This is a genomic window from Halobiforma lacisalsi AJ5, from assembly GCF_000226975.2.
Classification (GTDB): Archaea; Halobacteriota; Halobacteria; order Halobacteriales; family Natrialbaceae; genus Natronobacterium; species Natronobacterium lacisalsi.
Window position 1 is genome coordinate 984,887 of the sequence record NZ_CP019285.1, and the last position, 22,051, is coordinate 1,006,937.

Here is a 22,051-nt window from a genome sequence, read left to right on the forward strand (position 1 = left end):
AACAGCGTGGTCCCCTCGGCGTGTCGAGCACGTTCGTCCTCACGCTCTCGATTCCGCTGCCACTGGCCGTTGTGCTCGGTTGAGTCGCCGTCCCCGGTCCCGTCCTGCACCGGGACTCGAGTCAGCGATTCAGTCGGAGAGCCTACGGCTCCATCCGAAAGCGGATCGTCGGCGACCCGTTGAACCGGGGACCGCTCCCTCGGCGTTCGAATCCCAGTTCCTCGGCGGCGTCGGCGATGGTATCCCTGTCGGCGTCCCGGGAGACCAGCACTTCCACCGCCATCGACTCGCGCTCGGCGAACCGAACGGGTTCCGCGAGCAGTCGCTTACAGGCGTCGTCGGTCCCGTCGAGCTGGGTGACGTGGACGGTGTTCTCCCGGGCGTCGAAGCTGATAAACCCCAGTAGATCCTCGGGATCCGAACCGTCGTACTGCGAGTCCGAGACGTCGACGTTGGGGTCGTGATTGCCGTCCTCCGCGACGCGGACCGTTCGGTCGTGCACCAGATTCCGCATCACGTCCGTCGGCGCATCGGCGATCGACGCCAGCGCGTCCGCGTCGGCCTCGAGGGCGTCCCGTACGTTCATCGTAGTGTGTCAATGCCACCCACAAATATAAATCCAGCCCGCGAGTCCGGAGCACGGTCGGTTTCGGAGACCGGTTCTCGAGGTGGACCGTCGATGGAACTGTAACGATCGTTCGGCCGAATCGGCCGAAAGCGGCGGTCAAAATCCGCCTAAGGGGACACAGTTATTTGCCCGGTGGGGTAACGACGGGGTATGAGCCACGCCACCGGTACTCGAAACAGCCACGCTCGTCACGCTCGTCACGCTCGGGAGGTGTTGGTATGCGCGTCGTAACGAAGTTCGGCGGAACCAGCCTCGGAAGCGGCGACCGGATCAACCGCGCCGCGGACTCGATCGCCGCTGCCGTCGAGGACGGCCACGAGATCGCCGTCGTCGCCAGTGCGATGGGGTCGACCACCGACGACCTCCTCGATGAGATCACCTTCGAGACGGACGAGCAGGACCGCGCCCAGATCGTCAGCATGGGCGAGCGCACGTCCGTTCGGATGCTCAAGGCCGCGCTGTCTGCCCGCGATATCGACGCGCGATTCTTAGAGCCCGGATCCGATGACTGGCCGGTCGTCACCGACGAGTACGGCGAGGTCAACGTCGAGGAGACCCAGAAGCGCGCCGCCGAGATCGCCGAGAACCTGGACGACGTGGTTCCGGTCATCACCGGTTTCCTCGCCGAGGGGCCGGACGGGTCGATCACGACGCTCGGCCGCGGCGGCAGCGACACGACGGCCGTGATGATGGGCAAGTACATGGACGCCGACGAAGTCGTCATCGTCACCGACGTCGAAGGCGTCATGACCGGCGACCCGAACGTCGTCGAGGGAGCCCGCAACGTCGGCGAAATCTCGGTGGACGAACTCCGGAACCTCTCGTTCCGCGGGGCAGAGGTCGTCGCGCCGTCGGCGCTGTCGTACAAGGACGGGAACCTCGACGTTCGCGTCGTCCACTACCAGCACGGCGACCTGCTGTCGGGCGGCACCAGCATCGAGGGCGAGTTCGAGAACCTCGTCGACTTGCGCGAGCGGCCGCTGGCCTGCCTGACCGTCGCCGGCCGGGCGATCCGGAACCAGCCCGGGGTCTTCCACAGGCTCTCCGAACCCCTCTCGGAGAGCGACATCAACATCGACGCGGTCGCCAGCGGGATGGACTCAGTCACGTTCTACGTCGACGAGGACGAGGCCGAACGGGCGGAGAACATCCTCCACCGGGAGGTCATCGCCCACGACGAACTCTCGAGCGTCACCGTCGACTCGCCGATCGCAGTCGTCCGTGTCACGGGCGGCGAACTGCCCAACCGACCGGGGATCGTCAGCGAGATCGTCTCGCCGCTTGCCGAGGAGCGCATCCACCTCCAGGACGTCATCACGAGCGCGACCAGCGTCGCGCTGTTCGTCGACTGGTCCGACCGCGAACAGACCCTCGAAGTGACCCAGGAAATCTTCTGATCGCTGGGTGGGCGAGCGAGGGAGTCCTCGATCCCCAGGCCGACTCCCTCGCCGATAACTGGCCGCTATAATTCAGATGGCCGATAGTTTTACTGTCCGGTAGAGAGACGTTCAACCTGGCGGGATGGGGGGTTCAGTCGTTGCCACGGTCACGCCCATCCGGTGACCGGCCGTATCCCGCCACCGACGTATCGTCCGCGGTGGTCGCCCACCGCCGCGTCTTCCCGCGCCCGTTAGGGGGCTCGTTCGACCGGCCGCTTTCAGTCGGCCGGCTTTTCTACAGGCGCAGCAGGCCGAGTGACGTCGCCGTCCGCCGTCCAGTCACCCCGTCATCGTCTAGTCACCTCGTCGTCGTTCCTCGAGGTCCGAACCTGTCCATCGCTGTCCCGACCCGTCGCTTACACCGCGGGTAGATCCGCCGGTAGCCACGTTCCGTCAGTCGATTTGAACTGTCGCGGTCCCGGAGTGGGGGTATGGTCGGATACAAGACCAAGATGGTCGAACGGATCTCGCTTCCCGCACGGGAGCAACGCGAACGCAACCTCGAGGAGGCGGGATACAACGTCTTCAATCTCTCTTCGGACGACGTCTTCGTCGATCTGTTGACCGACAGCGGCACGGGCGCGATGAGCGACCGCCAGTGGGCCGCGCTGATGAGCGGCGACGAGGCCTACGCCGGGGCGCGTAGCTTCGACGAACTCGAGTCGGCCGTCGCGGACGTGATGGGCTTCGATCACGTCGTTCCGGCCCACCAGGGCAGGGGCGCGGAGAACGTCCTCTACGGGACGCTCCTCTCCGAAGGCGACGTCGTCCCGAACAACACCCACTTCGACACCACGCGGGCCCACGTCGCGAACCAGGGGGCCGAGCCGGCCGACTGTCCCGTCGCCGTCGCGCACGACCCGTCCGCGTCGGAGCCGTTCAAGGGGAACTTCTCGCTCGAGCGCGGTCGGGAACTCGTCGACGAGGTTGGCCCGGATCGCGTCCCGGTGGTCATCCAGACGGTCACGAACAACTCGGCCGCGGGTCAGCCAGTCAGCGTCGAAAACACCCGCCGCGTCCGGGAGTTCGCCGACGAGATCGACGCGACCTTCGTGATCGACGCCTGCCGGTTCGCGGAGAACGCCTACTTCGTCCAGCAACGCGAGGAGGAGTTCGCCGACGCCTCGATCGCCGACATCGCCCACGAGCAACTGGGGTACGCCGACGCGGTCGTGATGAGCGGCAAGAAAGACGGACTCGTCAACGTCGGCGGGTTCGTCGCGACCGACGACGCCGACCTCTTCGAGCAGTGCAAGCAGCGCGCGATCCTCTACGAGGGGTTCCCGACCTACGGCGGGATGGCCGGCCGGGACGTCGCCGCCCTCGCGGTCGGGCTCCGGGAAGCCGTCGAACGGGAGTACGTCGCCGACCGCGTCGAGGGGGTCCGGGAGTTCGGTGAACTACTCGCGGAGGCGGGCGCACCGATCTACGAGCCGCCGGGCGGCCACGCCGTCTACCTCGACGCCGGCGCGGCGCTCTCTCACCTCCCCGACGAGACGTTCCCGGGGCAGGCGCTGGTCTGTGAACTGTATCGGGAGGGCGGCGTCCGCGGCGTCGAACTCGGGAGCTTCGCGTTCCCCGACACCGACCGGCCGGAACTGGTCCGGCTCGCGGTTCCGCGTCGCACCTACCACCGCGAACACTTCGAACACGTCGCCGAAACCGTCGAAACCGTCCTCGAGAAACGCGAGGACGTCCGGGGGCTCGAACTCGCGAGCGAGCCCGAGATGCCCGAGATTCGCCACTTCACCGCGGAACTCGAGCCGGTGGGGCCCTGATCTGGATCTGACCCCGATTCCGAGTTGACTCCGGCCGGCAGCGTTCGCGGCGACTACATCGAGAGCACGCCGCGGGCCCGGGCTCGCAGACCCGACTCCGGCTGTGGTTCGGGCTCTTCACCGCCGAAGCGCTGCTTCGCGGCCTCCTGGAGGGCCGTCGTGTCGATCCCCGGGCCGCCCGCCCCGCCGTCGCCGGAGCCGACCAGCCAGTCCGGGAGACTGGACTCGAGTTCCTCGCGTTTCTGTGCTTTCACCTGGCTGTACTGTCGGAGAACGATCCCAACGCCGAGAAACAGCGCGGCGTCGCGCAGTTCCCGCCGGAACCGATCGGGATCCTTGCGGACCGCGATCGCTTTCACCAGCGAGATGCCGCCGATCGCGAGATAGATCTTCGAGCGTTTCGACGGGTCGCCGCCGAGTAACTGTTGGAGCGCCATGTGCGGCGACGTACCACGTTCCCCCTCATAAAACTGCGTCGCGCTCTCGCAGCGCCGTGATCAGTACTAGGGGATTTCGGCCTCCCACTCCTCGAGCCGGTCGACGAACTCCCCGCGCAGGTCGTCGTAGGTGAACGTTACCGCCTCCTCCGGTTCGATCGCGTGTTCGTCGAACCGGCCCTCGAGGTCGACGCGCTCTTCATCGACGGCGGGAAACTGCACGTTTCTGGCCGCGATCTCGCGCTGAGCCGGCCGCGAGAGCAGGAACTCGAGGAACTCGTAGGCGAGTTCGGCACGCGGCGAGTCAGCGAACACCGCGGCACACTCGACGTTCTCGTACCCCTGTCCGTCGAGAGGGGTGACCGCGTGGCGGCGGAGTTCCCTCCCGGCCGCGCTCGCCCCGACCCGGTCGGTCGAGTAGGAGACGACCAGCGGGCGCTCGCCCTCGAGGTACGATTCGCGGTAGGCCTCGGTCCATCCCTCCCGTATCCCGACCCCGTTCTCCCGGAGGTTGCGCCAGTACTCGAGGAAGTCGTCGCCGTACTCGGCGATCGTCCACAGCAGGAACGCCCGGCCGGGGTCCGAGCGACGGGGATCCTGCGCCAGCAGGGCACCCTCGTACTCGGGAGCGAGCAGGTCGTCGAAGGTTTCGGGAACCCCTGGCCGCGGGACCGCCTCGGGAGGATTGCCGTCGCCGTCCCCGTCGTCGTCGGTCTCCGGCCCGAGTTCCGTTTCGTCGGCGACGAGCGTCACGTAGCCGGTGTCGAACGGCAGCAGCCGGTCGTGTGGCTCCTCGACGGCGTCTGTGAGTTCGGTGCGGACGCGCTCGTCGCGCTCGAGACGGTCGCGCTGGAGGGTCTCGAACAGTCGATCCTCGAGCGTCTCGTCGACGTAGACCAGTTCGGGCAGCGTCAGCCCGAGGTAGAGGTCGGCCTCGATGCGGGCGCCGACCTGGGCGCGGCGGACGAAGTTCTCGATACCGGACTCGGGGACCGTCCAGACGATCTCGACGTCGTCCTCGCGGTCCGCCTCGAACGTCTCGGCGAGCCACGCTCCCGCAGGGGTCTCGCCGGTGACCATCGAGGAGTAGGTGGCGATCCGGAGTTCGTTCTCGTCCCGAACGACCTCTTCTTCCTCCTCTTCGGGGTCTCGCGTGAGACAGCCGGCGAACGCGCCGAGGCCGCCGATCCCGGCGACCGAGCCGACGCCCGCTCTCCTGACGAACGCCCGTCGTCTCATCGTTCGAGACTCACGGCGCGACGGCATAAGGGTCGTGCCCTGCAGCGGCGGTCCGTCCGAAAGACTTTATCCGTTCGCTGATAGTCATCGCTGTGACTACGATGAACGGGGACGGGAACGGAAACGAAAACACCGGGAGCACGGACGGGACGGAGGAATCGACTCCCGGTTCTCGGGACGAGGACGACCGTGCTCGCACCCCTTCCCCCACCCGCGACCGAACCCGTCGGTACGTGCTCGGCGGCGTCGTCGCTGCGCTCGGGATCCTCACGGGCGGCATCCTCCTCGAGGTGCTCGGGACGATCCTGTTCGCGCTGACGGTCGCGTACGTGCTCCTGCCGGTCCAGCGCTGGCTGACCCGCCGGCGACTCTCCGAGTGGACGGCGACCGTCGTCGCGACCGTAATCGGGTTCGTGAGCGCGGTCGCGGTCTTCTCGCCGATCTTCGTTACCCTGTATTTCAGGCTCGAAGAGGTGATCGCGGTCGTCGAGGAACTCCCCCGCGAGTTCTCCGTGATCGTCCTCGAGGAGACCTACACCCTCGGGGCGGCCCAGGTCCAGGCCGAGGCGATCGGCTACCTCCAGGGGGTCGCCGTCTCGATCGCCTCCTCGCTGCCGGTGCTGGCGATCAAGTTCGCGCTGTTCGTCCTCCTGCTGTTCGCTATCCTGTTGAAAGGCGACGCAGCGGGTCGAGCGGCGATCGCGCCCGTGCCCCACGCCTATCGTGACGTCGTCTACGCCCTGGCGCGTCGCGCCCGCGAGACGCTGTACGCGATCTACGTGCTCCAGCTCGCGACGTCGGTCGCGACGCTCGTGATCGGCTACCCGCTGTTCTGGGCGCTCGGGTACGACATGGCCTTTACGCTCGCGCTGTTCGCGGCGATCCTGCAGTTCGTCCCGATCATCGGCCCGAGCCTGCTGGTCGTTCCGATCGCGCTCTATCACGTCGCCGCGGGCGAGATCGCTGCGGCCGCCCTGGTCGGCGTCCTCGGCATTACCTTCGTCGCCTGGTTCCCCGACGTCGCAGTCCGCCCGCGGCTCGCTCGTCGTTCGGCCGGGCTCCCGGGAAGCCTCTACTTCGTCGGCTTTACCGGCGGGTTGTTCACCCTCGGGGCGATCGGCATCGTCGTCGGTCCGCTGATCGTCGCCGTCTTCGTCGAGTCGGTCGACCTCCTCGCGGACGAGGTCAACGGCGACGCTCGGTTCGCCGAGTTGGCGGCGGTCGACGCCGCCAACGCCGGTCGCGAGGGGCCCTCGTCTCCGGACCGCGACTTGCCCCCCGAATCGGACGCCGCCGCGGAGTCGGAGGGAAAAGAGGACGCCGACGCGGCTGTCGGGTCGCAGGTAGCGAACCACTAACCCCGGAATCGTCGCGTTTCCCCGGCCCACGTTCCGCGGACGGTCACCGACACTTTTGCTCGTGGCAGTTGTTCACACTGTATGGACAGTGGCCGAACCATCGTCCACGCACTCATCGGAGCGGTCGTCGGGATCGTGCTCTCGTTCATCCCGTTCTCGACGATCGTCGGCGGGGCAGCCGCTGGCTTTCTCGAGGGACCGGACGGTCGCGACGGGGCGCTCGTCGGCGCGCTGGCGGGGCTGATCGCGTTCGTTCCCGTCGCCGCGATCGCGTTCGTCGCCCTCGGCGTGTTCGGCTTCGCGCTCGGGATCGCCGCCCTCCCGGCAGAGGGGTTCGCGTTCGTCGCGCTCGCGGTGCTTGCGTTTGCGACGCTCGTATTCCTCTACACCGTGGGGCTCTCCGCGCTCGGTGGCTATCTCGGGGCCTTCCTCGCGCGGGAATACCCCCGCCAGCACGCCCGGACCCGTCGCTCACTGGGGACGGCGACGCAATCGCGGCGCGAGCGCGGAACGGACGCCCCGGCGAACCGCTCGAGGGAGACGGGGCGGTTCGACGAGGTGCCGGACCCCGAGGGGGTCGACCGCGCGAACCGACGCCGGGAGGCGACCGACGGCGCGAGGCGTTCGGGTCGGGATCGACGCGACGACGAGACCGGCAACGATCGTACCGACGCTCCGCGAGAGGCGGCGCGCTGGCACGAGGAAGCGGAGGAAGAGCGGGATCCGGATTCGGATTCGGATTCGGATTCGGACCACCCGGACCACCCGGACCACGCAGACCCCGAATCGGACACCGATCGGCCGAACCTCGAGTCGGAAGGGCAACGACGGGAGGACCGAGAGTCCTAGAGCGGGACGTTCCGATAGCCTCCCGTCCTCGGCGATTCTCGGAGTAAATCCTCGCGAGCGATCCCACTCTCATGCTCCTGGACAGAAGTCAGTAACCGCTCGATCGCGTCTCGACGCCTGTCGCGGAACGCGACGGCGTCTCGAGTGCGATCGGTGTGTGCATTGTTTTGTCCGGCAATATCACTCGTGTCTGAGCGCGTCGATCGGATCGGTCCGGGCGGCCCGCCAGGCCGGGTACAGCCCCGAGGCGACGCCCACCAGGATGCCGACGGCGACCGCCAGCGCGACGTACTCGTAGGGGTAGACCAGCGGGAGTTCGATGTACCACGCGCCGACGTAGCCCGCGACGAGACCCAGCGCCGTGCCGAGTATCGCCCCGATCACGCCCAGGACGATCGCCTCGGTCAGGAACAGCCCGAGCACGTCGCGGTTCTGCGCGCCGACGGCTTTCATGATGCCGATCTCCCGGGTCCGCTCGGTCACCGAGACCAGCATGATGTTCGCGATGCCGATCGAACCCACGATCAACGAGATGGCCGCGATACCGACGATGAAGTTCTGGAGGAGATCGAGTACGTCCTGTAACTGCTGGAGCAACTCGGTGCTTGTCTGGAACGTGATCGCGAGGTCGTCGTCGAGGAACTCGCTCGCGTCGGAATCGTCGCTCTCGAGGTAAGTCGTCGCGGCGTCGCGGGCGGCATCGACGTCCTCCTGGGCGGCGGATTCGGCTTCGACGACGATCGCGAGGAAGCGGGTTTCACCGTCGCCGTCGCCGTCCCCGTCGCCCTCGCTGCCCCCTTCGTCGCCGAACCCGAACCCAGCCGCCTGCTCGGCGTAATACGGATCGGTCGGCACGTAGATCCGCGGCGAGGACTCGAACCCTTCGAATGGACTCAGCCCCTCCGAGGTGTCGGTGATCCCGACGACCTCGACGGTCGCCGTCTGCCCGCCCAGGAACGCCAGTTCGAGTTCGTCGCCGAGGTTGACGTTGTCCTCGAACTGGTCGGCCGCGGCCGGGTTGATGACCGCCTCGCGTTCGCCCATCTCGAACTGCCGCCCCTCCTCGAGACTGCTTTCTCGGACGTAGGAGGGGCCGGCCGCGATCACCCCGTCCCCCTGGGCGACCCGTTCGTCACCGTTCGAGACCGCCTGGCTCTGGATCGTCGCGTACCCATAGGCCGCGTCGACGTCCTCGAGTTCCGAAACGGTCTCGAGGTCGGACTCGCTGAAGATCGGCTGGGCTCCGGCCAGCGGGCCGCCTTCCGTGTCGGGATCGGCGGCCCAGCCGTAGAGGTTGCGCTGGTCGTCGGGGCTGATGTCGCCGATGATGCCGGCCTGCAGGCTCGCGCCGAGGGTGACGAACGCGATGACGGCGGCGATTCCGATCACGACGCCGAGGGTCGTCAGGCCGGATCGGAGTTTGTGTCCCTCGATCGACCGCCAGGCGATCCGGAGGTACTCGAGCGGGTTCATGATCGGTCGGTGGAGTCCTCGCGATTCTCGCGGTTCTCGCGGTTCTCGCGGTTCTCGCGATTCTCGCGGTCCTTGGGGCCCTCCCGGCTCGCTTCCGCTTCCGCTTCGGGTTCGGCGCTCGGCCCGGGACCGGACGCGGTTCCGGACCCCGCCTCGACGCCGGCATCGTCCTCGACGCCGACCCCCTCGAGTTCCTCGATCCGTTCGATCCGCCCGTCCAGCAGGTGGACGATCCGCTCGGCCCGTTCGGCGACGTGGCGCTCGTGGGTGACCACGACCATCGTCGTCCCGGCGTCGTGAAACTCCGCGAAGAGGTCGAGTACGTCGGCCTCGGTGTCGGTATCGAGGTTCCCGGAGGGCTCGTCGGCCAGCACGAGCGCCGGATCGTTCACGAGCGCCCGCGCCAGCGCGACCCGCTGGCGCTGCCCGCCCGAGAGTTCGCTCGGCAGGTGGTCCTCACGATCGGCCAGTCCGACCCTGGCGAGCAGGTCGCGGGCCCGCTCGCGGCGCTCGTCCTTGCCCACGCCCTGAAACGTCTGGGGCAGGGCAACGTTCTCGAGGGCGGTCAGCCGCGGCATCAGGTTGAACGTCTGGAAGACGAACCCGACCTGGGTCCCCCGCAGGCGGGTCCGCTCGCGCTCGGAGAGGGCGGTCACATCTTTCCCGTCGACGATTACCGTCCCGTCGGTCGGCGTGTCCAGACACCCCACGAGGTTCATCAGCGTCGATTTGCCGGAGCCGCTTGGCCCCATGATCGCGGTGTAAGAGCCCCGAGGGATCGACAGGGAGACGCCGTCGAGCGCGTGGACGGGCTCGCCGAGCTGGTAGATCTTGCGGACGTTCTCGAGGGTGACCGCGGCTCCCTCTCCCGTCTCCGTTCCCGTCCCGGCGTCGGTCCCGGTACCCGTAGGCATAGCGGGTGGACCACGTTGGCGGGCAAAAAGGTTCAGCCAAACTGAGCGACGGGTCCGGGGTTCCGATCGCGGCCGACTGGTTCAAAAACTAAGGTGGGGGAGATCCCAGCGTAACTATGCCCTCCGATGTCGACGACTCGGCCAGGATAGTCGATTCGACCGTTGGACGGTCGGAAGTACGCGAACACGTCACCGTCCACGACTCCGAAATCGGCGACGGCTGTCGGATCTACGAACGGAGTTCTATCAAGAAGAGCCACGTTAGCGATTCCGCCGATATCAATGCGGGCACGTACGTCGAGAACGCCGAAATCGGCCCCAACGTTCAGATCGGGCCGAACTGTAGCGTCGTCGGCGTGACACACGAGTTGAGCGAGGAAGGGATGACGTTCCGGGAGGACGTCTTCGACCGGATCGTCCTGCACGAGGGAGTCTTCCTCGGGGCGAACGCCGTCGTCTCCCCTGGGGTCGAAATCGGGGAGGGATCCGTCGTCTCGGCGGGGGCGACCGTCTCTCGAGATGTCGGGCCAGAAAAGATCGTCCTCGGTAGTCCACCCAGACAGCGGATCGCGGACTTAGACGAGTGGCTGGACCGTTGACGGTTTTCGACCGGTGACGACCCGCACGGATCCTCGGACGGTCACCGCGGACTTTCACCCGAGTTTCGCTCCGATTCCTGTAGGCGGTTGTTTCGCTATCTGGTTTCAGTATCGTCCTCTCGTCCTGGGGATGGTTTCGGCTCGATTTTCCGGATAGTTATTGTTGGCTAATTGCTGAATCGATCGACCCGTCCGAGACACGAGGAAGGCACGCCAGCGACCGCTCCAGCCCGGTAGCGGGAAGACAGTTCGTGGGGGCACATGTAAACGGCCGAGTACAAACCGTTATTGGCGTTCCGCCCTGTTTGTCGAACGGCTATTCATGGTTCGGTCACCCCGGCAGCGAGAACGCGAGGAGGAGTCGGCGACGGAAGCCGACCAGACGGAGAGCGAAGAACGGGCCTGTCCCGAATGCGATTCGGCCGACTTGGTCACCAGCAACGACAGCAACGAGATCATCTGTGAGGACTGTGGCCTCATCATCGAGGAGCGAAACATCGACCACGGGCCCGAGTGGCGCGCGTTCAACCACAGTGAACGACAGAGCAAGAGCCGGGTCGGCGCGCCGACGACGCAGACGATGCACGACAAGGGGTTGACCACCCAGATCGACTGGAAGGACAAGGACGCCTACGGGCGATCGCTCTCCTCGGAGAAGCGCAACCAGATGAACCGGCTGCGCAAGTGGCAAGAGCGCATCCGTACCAAGGACGCGGGCGAGCGCAACCTCCAGTTCGCGCTCTCGGAGATCGATCGCATGGCGTCGGCACTCGGCGTCCCCCGGTCGGTCCGGGAAGTCTCGTCGGTGATCTACCGGCGCGCGCTCACCGAAGATCTGATCCGCGGCCGATCGATCGAGGGGGTCGCCACGAGCTGTCTCTACGCCGGCTGTCGCCAGGAGGGAATCCCGCGGAGCCTCGAGGAGGTGGCGGAGGTCTCCCGCGTCGAGAAAAAGGAGATCGGACGCACGTACCGGTACGTCGCGAAGGAACTCGGCCTCGAGATGAAGCCGGTCGACCCCAAGGAGTACGTCCCTCGGTTCTGCTCCGACCTCGAGGCCAGTGAGGAAGTCGAGATGAAGGCGACGGAGATCATCGACACCACCGCCGAGCAGGGGCTGCTCTCGGGGAAGTCGCCGACGGGGTTCGCGGCGGCGGCCATCTACGCGGCGTCGCTGCTGTGTAACGAGAAGAAGACCCAGCGCGAGGTCGCCGAGGTCGCGCAGGTGACGGAGGTGACGATCCGGAACCGGTACCAGGAGCAGATCGAAGCGATGGGGGTCTACTGAGGTATTCGGCGGCTTCGGATCCCCTGGCTCGAGCCCTCGAGCCCTCTGCCTGTGAGTCGACCTGTACAGGGATACTACATACCACACTACAACTACACACCAAATCGATTTGTCACTCGCCCGCGACCGTTCGCGTATGTCGTGGGAGACAGTTCGACTCGAGTGGAACGACGACGAAACCGTCGCGACCCTGTTCGTCGACCGGCCCGACGCCCTGAACGCGCTCGACGTGGCGACGCTCGAGGCGATGGGCGAGGCGATCGAGGCCGCCGCCGGGGACGACGCCCGCGCGCTCGTCCTGACGGGTGCCGGCGACGACGCCTTCATCGCCGGCGCGGACATCGGCTACATGCGTGACCTCTCGACCGAGGAGGCCCAGGCCTGGGGCGAACTCGGGCACGACGTCGCCGACGCGCTCGAGGCGTTCCCCGCGCCGACGATCGCGGCCGTCAACGGCTACGCCTTCGGCGGTGGCTGCGAGATGGCGCTTGCCTGCGATCTGCGGGTGGCGGGCGAGTCGGCCGTGATCGGCAACACGGAGGTCGATCTGGGGATCATCCCCGGCTGGGGCGCGACCCAGCGGCTCCCGCGGCTGGTCGGCGACGAGACCGCCCGGCGGATGATCTTCCTCGGCGAGCGCCTCGACGCCGACAGCGCCGCGGAGGCCGGCCTCGTCGGTGAGGTGGTACCGGACGAGGACCTCGAGGACGTCGTCGCCGAACTGGCCGAGCGGATCGCGGCCCAGCCGGCCTTCGCCGTCCAGTCCGCCAAGCGCGCGCTCAACCGCCGCTACGAGAGCACCCAGCCGGCGGGACTCGAGTACGAGAAGGGGGCCTTCGCCGGGCTGTTCGGGACGCCTGACCAGCGCGAAGGGATGACGGCGTTCCTCGAGGATCGGGACCCCGAGTTCGAGTGATCCGTCGATGACCTCGCCTCCCGAAGCGGGCGACGTCTACACGTACGAACGGACGGTTACGACCGCGGAGGTCCGCCAGTTCGGCGAGCTGTCGGGTGACCAGCAGCCGATCCACACCGATCCCGACGAGGAGGGTCGGCTCGTCGTCCAGGGATTGCTCACCGCGACGCTGCCGACGGCGATCGGCGGCGACCTCGAGGTGCTGGCGACCCGGAGAACAGGAGGTCAGAGCGCCGGTCTACACGGGCGAGGGGATTACCTGTGAGTGGACGACCGACGCCGTCGACGACGGCGACGACCGGTACGTTCTCGAGTGTTCGTTCGTCTGTACGAACGAGGAGGGGACGACCGTCCTGACGGGCGAAGTCGATGGGGTCGTCTGGAGGGACGACGTGTAGCGGAGCCGACCCGGAGTGCAACGGTTTTCGCTATTCGTCACCGACGAAGACCGTCTTCAGTCGACTGCCGCAGTGGGGACAGCACAGCGTCTGCCACTTCGTCGGATCGAGATCGCCCATCGTCTCGGCGCGTCGGGCGTCCTCGAACGGGACGACAGCACCGCACCCCTCGCACTCGACGGATTCGTCTCTCCCGTTCATGAGCGTGGGTACGGCGGCCGTCGTCTTCGGTGTACGGGTTCCATCAGTCGCGAACGGACTGCATGAACTCGACCCATCGCTTGTGGTCGTCCAGCGAGGCCGATTTGGTCTCGGCGGCGAACCCGTCCCTGCGGAGGCTCCGAAGCGCGTTCAGGGCGCGATCGATGCCGACGATCGTGTCGGCGATCTCCTCGGCCGCTTCGCGCTCGAGGGGTTCGGATTCCAGGCGCTCGACGAGCCGTTCGCGTTCCTGCGACAACTTTCGCTGGGTATCCCTGACCAGCGGCTTCAGGTCGTCCGGGATCCCGTCGACTTTTCGGGTCTCGATCAGGAACTCCTCGAGGGGTAACTCCTCGTCGCCGACCGTGAGCGTGTCGGGAATGGATCGACCGACGGTCGCGCTCTGGCGATTGACGTCCTCGAGTAGCTCCTGCCGTTCCGATTCGTCCATACCCGGCGGTAACGGCAACCGACGAAAAGCAGTGTCGACGATTCGTACAGACTGGGAAACGAGGGGCCGACCGGGATCTCGAGCCGAGGTACAACGTTTTTGCCGTCGCCGCCCGCTCGATCACGCATGAAGACCGAGGGCGGCACCGAGACAGCGAAGCGCCGGGCGGGCGAACGCGCGGCCGAGGAGGTCGAGGACGGCGACGTCGTCGGCCTCGGAACCGGGTCGACGACGGCCTACGCGATCGAGGCGATCGGCGAGGCGGTCGCCGACGGCCTCGAGGTACAGGGGATCCCGACCTCGTTCCAGTCCCGACAACTCGCGCTCGAGGCGGGGATTCCGCTGACGACGCTCGACGCGGTCGAGACGGTCGACCTGGCGATCGACGGGGCGGATCAGGTCGTCGACGCCGACGACCCGGGAGCGGCCCGCGGCGCGCTGATCAAGGGTGGTGGCGCGGCCCACGCCCGCGAGAAGTTCGTCGATGCAGCGGCCGAACGGTTCGTCGTCGTCGCCGATCCCTCGAAACTGACCGACAGACTCGAGCGGTCGGTCCCGCTCGAGGTGTTGCCGGACGCCCGCCCGGTCGTCGCCGACCGCATACGCGAGGCGGGCGGCGAGCCATCATTGCGGGAGGCCGAGCGCAAGGACGGGCCGGTGGTCACCGACAACGGGAATCTGGTGCTCGACTGCGAGTTCGGACCGATCGACGATCCCGGGACGTTTGCGTCGACGCTCTCGAGTATTCCCGGCGTCGTCGAACACGGGCTGTTCGTCGACCTGGCGGACGCGGCGTACGTCGGCAGCGAGGACGGTCTCGAGGTTCGCGAGTACTGACGGCCCCTTCGTTCCGCGCGCTGTTCGCCCTGAGAACGAGCCTGGGACTCTATTACCATCGGAATCGAAGGTCGTGGCATGTCCTCGCATACGACCGGTTCGGCCGGGGAGCCGGCCGGCCCGCGTCCGATGTCGCTCGAGGAGATCCGCGACTCGTACGCCGACTGTGCCCCGTGGATGGATCGGTTCGACTGGCTCGAACGGCGGCTCACCGGCCGGTATCGCCGCGAACTGTTCGGCGACGCGTCGGGGCGCGTCCTCGACGTCGCCTGCGGGAACGGGGTGAACTTCCCGTATCTCCCGTCTGACGTCGACCTCGTGGGGATCGACATCAGCCCGGAGATGCTATCGAGCGCACGGGACCGGCTCGGCGACCTCGAGGTCGACGGGACGGTTCGCCGGATGGACGCCCAGGATCTCGCGTTCGACGACGACAGCTTCGACACCGTGATCTCGTCGCTGTCGACCTGTACGTTCCCGGACCCCGTCGCGGCTCTCGAGGAGATGGACAGGGTGTGTCGGCCGGGGGGACGGATCCTGCTGTTCGAACACGGACGCAGTGACGTCGGGCCGATCGCTCGCTTTCAGGACCGGTTCGCGGACGTCCACTACGCCTCCGCGGGCTGTCGGTGGAACCAGGAGCCGCTGGAACTCGTCTTGCGGACCGGCCTGCCGGTCCGCGAGGCCGAGACGCGCGCGCTGGGCATTCTCACTCTGATCGAGGCCCGGCCGTCCCAGGAGTCGATCGTCGACACGATCCGGGCACGGCTTTCGACGCTTGCGGGGTAGTTCCCTTCCTATCGGTCGCCTTCCGGAGCGTCGGTGCGGGCGGCGAACAGCCCGACGGCCAGATACAGGGCACCGAGCAGCCGCGTCGCCGGCACCACCCACGGTTTCGTCTCGAGGTCCGCGGCGTTCTCGTAGGCGACGCCGAGGAAGAACTCGAGGGTCGTCCGCGGCGCCAGTGCCAGCACGGCCCCGAACGCGCCCAGGAGGGACTGGAGTCCCGAGAGCCTCCGGTCCCGGTCCCGGTCCCGATCCTGATTCCGATCCGGCCGGACGAGCAGCCACAGGAACGCCAGCCCCTCGAGACGGGCCATCGGCAGCGTCCAGGGACGGAGCCGTCCGTCCTCCGGGTTCTCGAAGGCGAGCCGTTCCGCGGGTTCGACGATCCGTTCCGGTGCGAGGATCTCGAGCAGGCCGAAGCCGATCGCCAGCGGGAGGAGCATGGGCTCCCTTCGACGGTGGCGGAGAAAAAGTCGCCGGGCGGGTCACTCCGATTCGGCAGTCTCGTCGCTCTCGACCTCGTCCGGTCCGCTCCGGGCCGAGAGGGCGACGACGATCAGATACAGCACTCCCAGTAGCCGGGCCGCCGGCTTCACCCACGGCTTCAACTCGAGGTCCTCGGTGTTCTCGTAGACGAGCGTCTGGCTGAGTTCGATGACGGGATCGGGGACGAACACGAGCACCGCGCCGGCGAGCGCGAGCGCGGCGTTGACGATTCGCGAGCCCGATTCTCGGCGGGCCAGCAGCCAGACGAACGCGAGGCCCTCGGCTCGAGCGCCCCACAGCGCCCACGGGCGCCGATCCACGTCCTCGGGGTTAGCGAGGCCGATCCGTTCGCAGGCGTCGATCACTGGTTCCGGTTTGGCGATCTCGTACAGGCCGAAGGCGATCAGCAGCGGGCGGAGCATGGCGGAACGTCACCGGCGGATCGGAAAAACCTGGGCTCGCAGGTGCATAGTTGCGGATCGGCTTCGGCCGCGAACGGACAGTGAAACCTTTTCAACCCCGTCGCTCGCAGTTCCAGTGGAGACGATTCGATGCCCGAGACATCCGACAGGAAAGACGACCACATCCGCATCATCGAGGAAGAAGACGTCGAGACGTCGGGAACCGGTTTCGCCGACGTCGAACTCGTCCACGAGGCGCTCCCGGAGGTCCACCGCGACGAGATAGACACGACGACGACGCTGTTCGGGCACGAACTCGCGGCCCCGATCGTCATCGAGAGCATGACCGGCGGCCACCCGAACACGACGAAGATCAACCGGGCACTGGCCGAGGCCGCCCAGGTGACGAACGTCGCGATGGGCGTCGGCAGCCAGCGCGCCGGCCTCGAACTGGACGACGAGGAGTTGCTCGAGTCCTACACCGTCGTCCGCGACGTCGCCCCCGACGCCTTCCTCTACGGCAACGTCGGCGCAGCCCAGTTGCTCGAGTACGACCTCGAGGACGTCGAGGCGGCCGTCGACATGATCGAGGCCGACGCGATCGCCGTCCACCTGAACTTCCTGCAGGAGGCCGTCCAGCCGGAGGGCGACGTCGATGCGCGGGGCTGTCTCGAGGCGATCGAACGGGTCGCCGACGGGCTGTCGGTGCCGGTGATCGTCAAGGAGACGGGCAACGGGATCGCCCGGGATACGGCGCGGCGACTCGCCGACGCCGGCGTCGACGCCATCGACGTCGCCGGCCAGGGCGGGACGACGTGGTCCGGCATCGAGTCCTACCGCGCCGCGGCGGTCGGGGCCGACCGCCAGGAGGAGATCGGGAAGCTGTTCCGCGCGTGGGGCGTCCCGACCGCGGTCAGCACCGTCGAAGCCGCGTCGGAACACGACACCGTCATCGCCAGCGGCGGCGTCCGCTCGGGGCTGGACATCGCGAAGGCGATCGCGCTGGGTGCAAGCGCCGGCGGCCTCGCGAAGCCGTTCCTCGGTCCGGCCGGGCAGGGCACCGAGGCGGTCGTCGACCTGATCGAGACCCTCGAACTCGAGTTGCGGACGGCGATGTTCGTCACGGGCTCGGCGTCGGTCGCGGACCTGCGGGAGGCGGACCACGTCGTCCTCGGGCGAACGAAGGAGTATCTCGAGTCCCGTTCGGGGTAGTTCTGCGTTGCGTCGCTGTCAGGCTCCGGCCGGCGACGGCCGCGGGAACGGGTTTTCCGACTCCTCCTCGAGCGAGCGCCGCATGAAGAGTTCGCGGCCGTCCCTGACCGTCTCGAACCCCAGTTTCCGGTAGACGTGGACGGCAACGCGGTTGCTTCGCTCGACCTCGAGGACGATCGCGTCCCGGTCGGTCGCCGCGCCGCTCGCGACGATGCGTTTGCACAGTTCCGTCCCGATCCCGCGGCCGTGGTAGTCCTGATGGACGAACACCGCCAGTTCCGGCTCCGCGTGGTCGGCCGGCGTGTAGAACGCGTGGCCGACGAGCGTTCCCTCGAGGTCGGCGACGAAGTTCCGTCCCTCCTCGAGCATCCGCGAGAGCCACTCCTCGCGGCGGTCCGCCGACATCGGCGGGAGTCCCTGGGCCCGGTAGGAGTCGTCGAACCGCTCGTACATCTCCAGCAGCCGGTCACGGTCGCCCGGTTCGACGCGACGAACCAGCATGGCGCGGCCCTCCTTGTCGACGAACCGGGGGCAGCGGGGCGGACAGTGCTCCGTTCGGGTACACCGGCTGGGGTCCCACGCGTCCGACGGGGGTGAGTGGACGCTCGTCATACACGATACGTCGCGCTCCCGGCCGATACGTCAAGGGGACCGTTCCCAGCTGTCAGGAATGGCGATACGGGCGACTACGGGGATCGAGTAGGATAGTTCGGCACGAAAAAACGAAAACGGCGGTCCGACTCCTTACAGGTCGCGGGGCTGGACCGTCTTCCGGTCGTTGGCTTCCGCGCGTCGGGCGGCGTCTTCGAGAAGCTCGTCGACTTCCTCGTCGAGTGCTTCGTAGAAGTCCGAAGCGACGTTCTTGTCATCGAGCGCTTCCTTGACAGCGGCTTTGACGATAAGGTCTGCCATACGATGTATCGATTTCCCTTTCCCTTGTATAAAGGTTGTGGTTATCAGCGGAAATACCGGGGTTGTAGGGGTTGATTCGTCGGTTTCGACGGCCATTGTGACCGGAAAGTATATGTCCGATGAATCGCGCGCCCACGATCCCCGGCCTCGAAATCGGCTATTCCGGCTCGCGCGCGCCAGGGATGGCCGCTCGCGCGGGTTCCGCCGCGACGGGGGCCGCTCTCGCGTTCGCCCGGACCGATCGATCGGTAGTCGACGGATTCGAATACGTCCGCCGACGACGTGAGGTATGCGCGAACTCCTCGATGCCGTCGCCGACGGCTCGCTGTCGCCAGCCGAGGCCGAGGCCGAACTCAAGGGGTACGTGACCGGCGATGCCGGCCGGTTCGACGCAGCCCGGGAGCACCGACGCGGGATCCCCGAGGCGATTCTCGCCGAGGGGAAGTCCCCGGAACAGGTAGTCGAACTCGCCGAGACGGCTCTCGAGACGACCGATCGGGCCCTCCTGACGCGACTCTCGGACCGACAGATCGCCGCCCTCGAGTCCGCTATCGGCGAGTCGTTCCCCGACGCGACCGTCGAACGCCGAAGCGACGCCGCACTGATCGAGACGCCGGACCGGGAGCGACCCTCGCTGTCAGCGACGGTTGGGATCGTCACCGCGGGGACCGTCGACCAGGCGGTCGCCGACGAGGCGGAGCTCGTCTGTCGCGACGCGGGCGCGACGATCGACCGGGTCGACGACGTCGGGGTCGCGGCGCTCGACCGCACACTCGATCAGGCCGATCGGTTCCGTGAGGCCGACGTGTTGATCGTCGCCGCCGGCCGCGAAGGTGCGTTGCCGACGGTGATCGCGGGACTGGTCGATACACCGGTCATCGGCCTCCCCGTCTCGAGCGGCTACGGCTACGGCGGCGACGGCGAGGCGGCGCTGTACGGCATGCTCCAGTCGTGTACGGTCATGTCCGCCGTCAACGTCGATGCGGGGTTCGTCGCTGGCGGCCAGGCTACCCTGATCGCCCGAACGATCGATTCGGCACGCGACCGACCTGATTAACGTACCACCAAGATATTATTCTGATTCGGGAATCCAAACTTCGTTTGGGAAAGCGTTTTTAAGCACACGGCGAATACCAGCAGGTACCGGCTTCGGCCGGTGTGCCCAATGCCCAAGTGTGACCACTGCGGCGCGCACGTCTCCGAACGCTTTGCACGTGTCTTCGCCGACGAGCACGGCGAAATTCACGCGTGTGTAAGCTGCTCCGCGAACGCTGGTATCGCGGAAGCCGCGAGAAAACGCGTTCGCGGCGCCTGATCTCCGCTGTACCGTCCGACCGAAACCGATCGCGCAAAACCGCGATAACGACGATCACGCGCCCCCGTTCGTCCGCCCGATCCGGATGCTTTTGATGACGGCCGCCGTACGGCGGTCCGATGGCGGACGACTACGTCGTTTACGTCCTCGAGTGTGCCGACGGCTCCCTGTACACCGGATACACGACCGACCTCGAGCGACGCGTCGCGGAACACGACGCCGGCGAGGGGGCGAAGTACACGCGAGGTCGTACGCCGGTCGAACTGGTCCATCACGAACGGTACGAGACCCGTTCGGCGGCGATGTCTCGAGAGTACGAGATCAAGCAACTGAGTCGCCGGGAGAAAGAACGGCTGGTCGGACTCGATTCCGGGAGGGCGTGACCGCTTTCGCGAGGCGGTTCACACCACGCCGGCCAGCACGGTGTTGAAGAGGACGCCGACGGCCACGCCGATCGCGACGACTGTCCCGGCGTAGATGACGAGCAGCCGACGCTCGAAGAGCTTGTTCAGCAGGATCAGGTTCGGGATACTGACCCCAGCGCCGCCGATCACGAACGCGATCACCGTTCCGATCGGGATCCCCTGTTCGGCCAGCGAGTGAGCGATCGGGAGCATCCCGCTGATGCTCACGTACACCGGCGCACCCGCGAGCGCGGCAAGCGGGGTCGCGAGCGGGTTCTCCGGTCCGGCGACCCGCTGGAGAACGGTTTCCGGCACTGCTCCGTGGATGAGCGCACCGATCGCGATGCCGACGACGATGTACGGCAGCGTGTCCCGGAAAAAGGAGAGCGCACCCCGTGCGGCAGCGGTGATCCGGTCGCGATGGGTTCGCTCCGCCGTCGTCGCCCCGTCGCAGCCACACGCCGTCGCCGTTCCCCCGTCGGTCGTGATCTCACGTCCGCCGGCGGTGATCCGGACCTCTTTGACGTAGTGCTCGAGGTCCAGGCTGCCGATGACGAGGCCGCCGACGATCGCTGCGAGAAGCGCCGCGGTGACGTAGGCGATCGCGACGTTCGCGCCGAAGAGACCCAGCAGCAGAAACACCGCGATCCAGTTGACGATCGGCGACGCGAGCAGGAACGAAAACGACGTGCCGAGGGGCGCACCGGCGCCCAACAGCCCGGCGAGAACGGGGACCGTCGAACACGAACAGAACGGGGTGACCGCGCCGAGCACGGCCGCGAGGACGTTCCCGCTGCCCCTGTCGTGCGAGCGGAGCACCGCCTCGACGCGTTCGGGCGGCAGGTACTCCTGGGCGAGTCCGACCACGAACGACGCCGCGATAAACAGCGGCGCGAGCACTATCGCGAGGTGGAGGAAGTACTCCCAGGACTCGAGCAGCGCGGTCTCGTAGCCCGCGGGGATCACGAGTCGTCACCCAGCGCCGCGGCCAGGTCGAGCAACTGGAGGCTGGCCGTGTCGGCGATCCTGTAGTAGGTCCACTTCCCCTCCTTCCGGGTGTTGAGGATTCCCCCCTCGCGGAGCCGCGAGAGGTGTGACGAGACCGTCGACTGGGGCGCGTCCAGAATGGCCTCCAGTTCACAGGCACAGAGTTCGCCGTCCCGGAGTGCCTCGACGATCCGGAGCCGCTTCTCGTTCGCCAGCGTCTTGAACACCGCCAGTTCGGCGGCGACGGTTTCGTCGTCCGCGCGGCGAGACTCCAGGATCGGGTCGTCACAGCAACTCTCGCCTCCCTCGTCGCTCTCGAGCCGCCGGAGCGTCTTGCTTGCCGATTCCGTTTCGCCGGTCGAGCCGCTCGAGGATAGATCGGACATATTCGATTAGTCTTTGTTCGAGTCTATTTCTTCGATCTGCATATCACAGCAGCTGTCGTCTTTATCGCTACTTTCGTTCGATACGACGCTGATCAGACGATCGATTAGCGACATACGAATCGATATTATTCGATATGGCTTCAATCTATCGGTGGGTCACTCGTCGGGTCGTCATCGAGCGTGTGTCGAAAGCAGCGCTCTCGGTGTCGCGTACTGCTATCCGGGCGAGTGCCACCGCTACGGGTCGCCATGTCCGTTCAGTCCGTATCGAAAATTCTCGTTTCGTGGTCGCCCCCGTCGTCGTGCATGGCACGACCGTGACCTGGCCGGGGTTGCGCAGGTCTATCGGTCCAGCAA

The 22,051-nt window shown here is 67.0% G+C and carries 26 protein-coding genes and 1 pseudogene; 14 read left to right on the top strand and 13 right to left on the bottom strand.

The genetic code is table 11. From position 1 onward, the window contains the following. Positions 1-142 precede the first annotated feature (142 nt). A complete protein-coding gene (locus tag CHINAEXTREME_RS04630; RefSeq protein WP_007141305.1) occupies positions 143-586 on the bottom strand; it encodes a hypothetical protein in 444 nt (147 codons plus the stop codon). Positions 587-846: 260 nt separating this feature from the next. On the opposite strand from CHINAEXTREME_RS04630, the gene CHINAEXTREME_RS04635 reads away from it, so the two are divergent. Together CHINAEXTREME_RS04635 and CHINAEXTREME_RS04640 are read left to right on the top strand one after the other, a co-directional pair. Continuing rightward, the gene (locus CHINAEXTREME_RS04635; RefSeq protein WP_007141306.1) at positions 847-2,025 is read left to right on the top strand and encodes an aspartate kinase; all 1,179 of its coding nucleotides are present in this window, start codon (positions 847-849) and stop codon (positions 2,023-2,025) included. Between the two features lie 473 nt (positions 2,026-2,498). Then, complete coding sequence (locus CHINAEXTREME_RS04640) at positions 2,499-3,845, top strand: tryptophanase (protein WP_007141307.1); 1,347 nt, start codon at positions 2,499-2,501, stop codon at positions 3,843-3,845. A 53-nt stretch (positions 3,846-3,898) separates the two neighbouring features. Here CHINAEXTREME_RS04640 and CHINAEXTREME_RS04645 read toward each other — a convergent pair whose 3' ends face one another. After that, complete coding sequence (locus CHINAEXTREME_RS04645) at positions 3,899-4,282, bottom strand: hypothetical protein (RefSeq protein WP_007141308.1); 384 nt, start codon at positions 4,280-4,282, stop codon at positions 3,899-3,901. Between the two features lie 66 nt (positions 4,283-4,348). Continuing rightward, positions 4,349-5,521 (bottom strand): thiamine ABC transporter substrate-binding protein, encoded by a 1,173-nt coding sequence (locus CHINAEXTREME_RS04650; RefSeq protein WP_007141309.1) that lies wholly within the window; start codon positions 5,519-5,521, stop codon positions 4,349-4,351. 101 nt (positions 5,522-5,622) lie between these two features. Here CHINAEXTREME_RS04650 and CHINAEXTREME_RS04655 point away from each other — a divergent pair, with 101 nt between their 5' ends. Together CHINAEXTREME_RS04655 and CHINAEXTREME_RS04660 are read left to right on the top strand one after the other, a co-directional pair. Then, positions 5,623-6,879, top strand: a complete 1,257-nt coding sequence (locus CHINAEXTREME_RS04655; RefSeq protein WP_007141310.1) for an AI-2E family transporter — start codon at positions 5,623-5,625, stop codon at positions 6,877-6,879. A gap of 81 nt (positions 6,880-6,960) precedes the next feature. Continuing rightward, on the top strand, positions 6,961-7,728 hold the full coding sequence (locus CHINAEXTREME_RS04660; protein WP_007141311.1) for a DUF5518 domain-containing protein: 768 nt from the start codon (positions 6,961-6,963) through the stop codon (positions 7,726-7,728). 180 nt (positions 7,729-7,908) lie between these two features. On the opposite strand, the gene CHINAEXTREME_RS04665 is transcribed toward CHINAEXTREME_RS04660, so the two are convergent. Together CHINAEXTREME_RS04665 and CHINAEXTREME_RS04670 are read right to left on the bottom strand one after the other, a co-directional pair. Next, positions 7,909-9,201: an ABC transporter permease gene (locus CHINAEXTREME_RS04665; RefSeq protein WP_007141312.1), complete on the bottom strand. Its 1,293-nt coding sequence runs from the start codon at positions 9,199-9,201 to the stop codon at positions 7,909-7,911. Further along, a complete protein-coding gene (locus CHINAEXTREME_RS04670; RefSeq protein WP_007141313.1) occupies positions 9,198-10,115 on the bottom strand; it encodes an ABC transporter ATP-binding protein in 918 nt (305 codons plus the stop codon). Before CHINAEXTREME_RS04670 ends, CHINAEXTREME_RS04665 begins: the two co-directional genes overlap by 4 nt. Before the next feature lie 116 nt (positions 10,116-10,231). Here CHINAEXTREME_RS04670 and CHINAEXTREME_RS04675 point away from each other — a divergent pair, with 116 nt between their 5' ends. From CHINAEXTREME_RS04675 to CHINAEXTREME_RS04690, 4 genes and pseudogenes are all read left to right on the top strand, one after another. Next, positions 10,232-10,714, top strand: coding sequence for an acyltransferase (locus tag CHINAEXTREME_RS04675; protein WP_007141314.1), 483 nt, complete (start codon positions 10,232-10,234; stop codon positions 10,712-10,714). A 322-nt stretch (positions 10,715-11,036) separates the two neighbouring features. After that, positions 11,037-12,002 carry a transcription initiation factor IIB gene (locus tag CHINAEXTREME_RS04680; RefSeq protein ID WP_007141315.1) on the top strand — a complete coding sequence of 322 codons (966 nt, stop codon included), beginning with the start codon at positions 11,037-11,039 and terminating at the stop codon, positions 12,000-12,002. A 136-nt stretch (positions 12,003-12,138) separates the two neighbouring features. Continuing rightward, a complete protein-coding gene (locus tag CHINAEXTREME_RS04685; RefSeq protein ID WP_007141316.1) occupies positions 12,139-12,918 on the top strand; it encodes an enoyl-CoA hydratase/isomerase family protein in 780 nt (259 codons plus the stop codon). 7 nt (positions 12,919-12,925) lie between these two features. Continuing rightward, positions 12,926-13,316 (top strand): annotated as a pseudogene (locus CHINAEXTREME_RS04690) (MaoC/PaaZ C-terminal domain-containing protein). A 30-nt stretch (positions 13,317-13,346) separates the two neighbouring features. Here the strand turns inward: CHINAEXTREME_RS04690 and CHINAEXTREME_RS21775 are convergent. Together CHINAEXTREME_RS21775 and CHINAEXTREME_RS04695 are read right to left on the bottom strand one after the other, a co-directional pair. Beyond that, the gene (locus tag CHINAEXTREME_RS21775; RefSeq protein WP_007141318.1) at positions 13,347-13,517 is read right to left on the bottom strand and encodes a hypothetical protein; all 171 of its coding nucleotides are present in this window, start codon (positions 13,515-13,517) and stop codon (positions 13,347-13,349) included. Between the two features lie 43 nt (positions 13,518-13,560). Further along, on the bottom strand, positions 13,561-13,968 hold the full coding sequence (locus CHINAEXTREME_RS04695; protein WP_007141319.1) for a DUF5788 family protein: 408 nt from the start codon (positions 13,966-13,968) through the stop codon (positions 13,561-13,563). Positions 13,969-14,094: 126 nt separating this feature from the next. Between CHINAEXTREME_RS04695 and rpiA the strand changes: the two genes are divergently transcribed. Both rpiA and CHINAEXTREME_RS04705 read left to right on the top strand, forming a co-directional pair. Beyond that, on the top strand, positions 14,095-14,805 hold the full coding sequence (gene rpiA / locus CHINAEXTREME_RS04700) for a ribose-5-phosphate isomerase RpiA (protein WP_007141320.1): 711 nt from the start codon (positions 14,095-14,097) through the stop codon (positions 14,803-14,805). Between the two features lie 78 nt (positions 14,806-14,883). Next, a complete protein-coding gene (locus CHINAEXTREME_RS04705) occupies positions 14,884-15,594 on the top strand; it encodes a class I SAM-dependent methyltransferase (RefSeq protein WP_007141321.1) in 711 nt (236 codons plus the stop codon). Positions 15,595-15,602: 8 nt separating this feature from the next. On the opposite strand, the gene CHINAEXTREME_RS04710 is transcribed toward CHINAEXTREME_RS04705, so the two are convergent. Further along, positions 15,603-16,034, bottom strand: a complete 432-nt coding sequence (locus CHINAEXTREME_RS04710; RefSeq protein WP_007141322.1) for a hypothetical protein — start codon at positions 16,032-16,034, stop codon at positions 15,603-15,605. 42 nt (positions 16,035-16,076) lie between these two features. Next, a complete protein-coding gene (locus CHINAEXTREME_RS04715; RefSeq protein ID WP_007141323.1) occupies positions 16,077-16,499 on the bottom strand; it encodes a hypothetical protein in 423 nt (140 codons plus the stop codon). A gap of 129 nt (positions 16,500-16,628) precedes the next feature. Here CHINAEXTREME_RS04715 and fni point away from each other — a divergent pair, with 129 nt between their 5' ends. Next, entirely contained in the window at positions 16,629-17,690 is a 1,062-nt protein-coding gene (gene fni, locus CHINAEXTREME_RS04720; protein WP_007141324.1) for a type 2 isopentenyl-diphosphate Delta-isomerase, read from the top strand. An 18-nt stretch (positions 17,691-17,708) separates the two neighbouring features. Here the strand turns inward: fni and CHINAEXTREME_RS04725 are convergent, their stop codons facing one another. Together CHINAEXTREME_RS04725 and CHINAEXTREME_RS04730 are read right to left on the bottom strand one after the other, a co-directional pair. Then, the gene (locus CHINAEXTREME_RS04725) at positions 17,709-18,302 is read right to left on the bottom strand and encodes a GNAT family N-acetyltransferase (RefSeq protein ID WP_010546407.1); all 594 of its coding nucleotides are present in this window, start codon (positions 18,300-18,302) and stop codon (positions 17,709-17,711) included. A gap of 132 nt (positions 18,303-18,434) precedes the next feature. Continuing rightward, a complete protein-coding gene (locus tag CHINAEXTREME_RS04730) occupies positions 18,435-18,602 on the bottom strand; it encodes a DUF1931 family protein (protein WP_005578700.1) in 168 nt (55 codons plus the stop codon). Between the two features lie 289 nt (positions 18,603-18,891). On the opposite strand from CHINAEXTREME_RS04730, the gene larB reads away from it, so the two are divergent. From larB to CHINAEXTREME_RS04740, 3 genes are all read left to right on the top strand, one after another. Then, positions 18,892-19,659, top strand: a complete 768-nt coding sequence (larB, locus tag CHINAEXTREME_RS04735; protein ID WP_007141326.1) for a nickel pincer cofactor biosynthesis protein LarB — start codon at positions 18,892-18,894, stop codon at positions 19,657-19,659. A gap of 108 nt (positions 19,660-19,767) precedes the next feature. After that, entirely contained in the window at positions 19,768-19,917 is a 150-nt protein-coding gene (locus CHINAEXTREME_RS22600; protein WP_449289596.1) for a DUF7563 family protein, read from the top strand. 119 nt (positions 19,918-20,036) lie between these two features. After that, on the top strand, positions 20,037-20,300 hold the full coding sequence (locus CHINAEXTREME_RS04740; protein ID WP_007141327.1) for a GIY-YIG nuclease family protein: 264 nt from the start codon (positions 20,037-20,039) through the stop codon (positions 20,298-20,300). An 18-nt stretch (positions 20,301-20,318) separates the two neighbouring features. Here CHINAEXTREME_RS04740 and CHINAEXTREME_RS04745 read toward each other — a convergent pair whose 3' ends face one another. After that, positions 20,319-21,287 (bottom strand): permease, encoded by a 969-nt coding sequence (locus CHINAEXTREME_RS04745; protein WP_007141328.1) that lies wholly within the window; start codon positions 21,285-21,287, stop codon positions 20,319-20,321. After that, a complete protein-coding gene (locus tag CHINAEXTREME_RS04750) occupies positions 21,284-21,694 on the bottom strand; it encodes an ArsR/SmtB family transcription factor (protein ID WP_007141329.1) in 411 nt (136 codons plus the stop codon). Before CHINAEXTREME_RS04750 ends, CHINAEXTREME_RS04745 begins: the two co-directional genes overlap by 4 nt. Positions 21,695-22,051 lie beyond the last annotated feature (357 nt).